The 2841-nt window shown below is 43.3% G+C and carries 1 protein-coding gene; it reads left to right on the top strand.

The window, feature by feature from the left end; translation table 11 throughout:
- Nucleotides 1-2841, top strand: a 2841-nt coding sequence (locus Q8907_15540) for a glycosyl hydrolase (GenBank protein ID MDP4275684.1), incomplete at both ends; no start/stop codon positions are given.

The raw sequence follows: 2841 nt of genomic DNA, 5'->3' as shown, positions 1-2841 counted from the left end.
TTTGCATCGGAGTTCAAAGCACGAAAAGGGTACGACATCTTGCCGGAACTGCCTCATCTTTTTATTGATCTCAGCCCGCGATCAGGCAAAATCCGGCTTGATTACAATGATGTGATGGTTGCACTGTCTGAAGAAGGTTTTTTTAAGCCCGTTTACAATTGGCACACGAGCAGAGGTATGTTATTTGGCTGCGACCATGGCGGACGAGGACGTGATGTTACCGAATTTGGAGATTATTTTCGCACTCAGCGTTGGATGTCGGGCCCTGGTTGTGATCAGCCAGGATTGGGCAAAGACATTGTAAAAGCAAAAGTGGCAAGCTCAATTTCACACCTTTACGAACGTCCAAGAACTTGGCTGGAGGGATACTATGGCAGTGGTTGGGGAACCAGCAGCGAAGAAGTGGCTGATGCCACTTTCACAGATTTTGCAATGGGGCACAATTTGCTTAGTCTGCATGGATTATACTATTCAACCCACGGAAGCATGTGGGAGTGGGCTGCCCCCGATAACCACTGGCGCCAGCCCTACTGGGCCAATATGGGCGATTTTTTGAAATGTTCGGAAAGGTTGAGCTATGTTTTATCCCAGGGAGTTCATTGTTGCGATGTGGCCATGATTTATCCTGTTGCACCCGTGGTAGCCAGCCTGAATGGTAAAGACCTCACAAAAACAGCATTTACGCTTGCCAATGATCTTTATCCAGCCGGAATTGATTTTGATTTTATGGATTTTGAATCGCTCAATCGCAGTCGCATCGATAGAAATGAACTTCAGGTAAGCGGAGAAAAATATAAAGTTTTGATACTCCCGGGCTTGTCGGCAGTAAAGTATTCGACCATTGAAAAAGCACTCGAATTTTTTCGGAGCGGAGGCATTGTTCTGGCCATTGGTTCATTGCCAGCGGCAAGCGACCGGGTAGGCGGAGATGATGAATTATTGCAGTCGAAGATCAGGGAAATGTTTGGTACAACGTTTTCTGAAAAGCACGACACTACGGTGGTTTATTCTAAAAAAAGTAAATCTGGTGGAACAGGATTGTTTATTAGCAATCCACTAGAAGCCAAAAAGATCATTGGCAATTTAATTCAACCCGATTTTAAAGTTTTAACGGGGAATATTATTCCTGGAATACTTCATCGCCATGCAGGCAACCGTGATTTGTATTTCGTGTACGGTTTGCCCAAGGGAACATCCTGTTTCTTCAGGGCCAGCGGAAAGGTTGAGATATGGAATCCATGGGATGGATCAACAAAACCATTAAAAGTAAGCTCAACCTCTAAGTTAGGAACGACGATAGCACTACCATTGGAAAAAAGTGAACCTCAACTTATCGTCTTCAGCCCAGGAAAACCTGAAATAGAGAAACTGACTTCCGCGTCTTCCGAAAAAATAAGCACCTTGACGATTGATAATAAATGGGAATTTGAACTGAAACCAACACTCGATAACCATTTTGGAGACTATCGTTTACCCGCTTTCGATGGAAAACTGGGAGTTGAAGTCTGGAAAATGAAATTTGCTGAAGAAAAGAACGCAGGACAGGGCCAAAATCCACAATCCGACGATAGTCAATGGGCAAGTGCAACTGTTGGATATGGGCCTGAATTCTGGAAATTAGGGCCATTGCCCAATAATCTGGATTCGGCTTTGGTTGAAGCAAAACTGTCTTCGTTGAAGCAAATCAACCCCGATGAGCCCGTTGAACTGAATGGCAAAAAATACTATTGGAAACCTTACGAATTTTCGTGGCGCTGGGGTTTAAAGGATGATGCCGGGCATCAGGGCTACCATGGATTGAAAGGTTTCATAAATGATGAAAATATTTCATTAGGCAGTATTGACCGTTCGACCTGGGTAGCCCGTCCAATTTATCCATTAAAACCTGAAGCCGAAGGTACAGTTTACTATTTATGGTCGGCAGTTTCCTCGCCCAAAAAATTGCAGTCGAAGATTATTCAATCAGGACTTGTCCCTCAACGAATTTATGTCAATCATAAGCTGATAACCAAGGGGAAAGATTTCGTTGAACTAAATGAAGGATACAACCCCGTGTTGCTAAAATATAGCAATATTGGGCGTGGTGTTCTTGTTTTTAGGAGTAATCTGGCTGATTCAACATGGAAGCAATCGGTTCCTCTGGCAACCAATTGGTATCTGAATCCGGCTGTACTTTCTTATAATTTCAGGCCCAATGCAAAAGATCTATTTGGTTGGTACCAGTTTATGTCGCCTCCCGGTACCCGTGCCGTTTATGTTACATCAAAAGCCAAACCAGAAGTTTGGGTAGCAGGGAAGAAGTATTTGTGCGAGCTTGGAAAACTGGAAGCCGGAAGAATAGCAGATTCAAATCTCCAGACATGGAAAGTGACATTGCCTGATAACTTGACGGAATCGGCTTCAGTAGCGCTAAAAATAGAACAACTTCCAGGTTTTTTTGGCGGTTCGGCACTTCCTGAACCAGTTGTTTTTGAGTGTGGAAAAGGAGTAATCTGTTTGGGAGATCTGGGCGAAAATGAATCACTAAAAACATATTCCGGGGGCATGTGGTATAGAAAATCGATCAAGATTACTGAAGAACAGGCAAAGGCGGCCCAAATTCTTTTTGATCTGGGCAAAGTTGTTGCGACAGCTGAAGTTTTTGTAAATGGAAAAGCAATTGGTACAAAGGTGACTTCTCCATGGACTTTCGATCTTTCAGGGAAATTGACTTCAGGAGATAATAAAATTGAGATTCTTGTATATAATACGCTGGGTAACCATTACCTAAACACAATTTCGCAATATGTTGGGCGAACAAATTCGGGACTAATCGGGCCTGTCAAAATTGATTTTTATTCA

It is taken from the genome of Bacteroidota bacterium, from assembly GCA_030706565.1.
Taxonomy (GTDB): Bacteria; Bacteroidota; Bacteroidia; order Bacteroidales; family JAUZOH01; genus JAUZOH01.
This window is presented reverse-complemented; position numbering and strand designations above follow the sequence as displayed.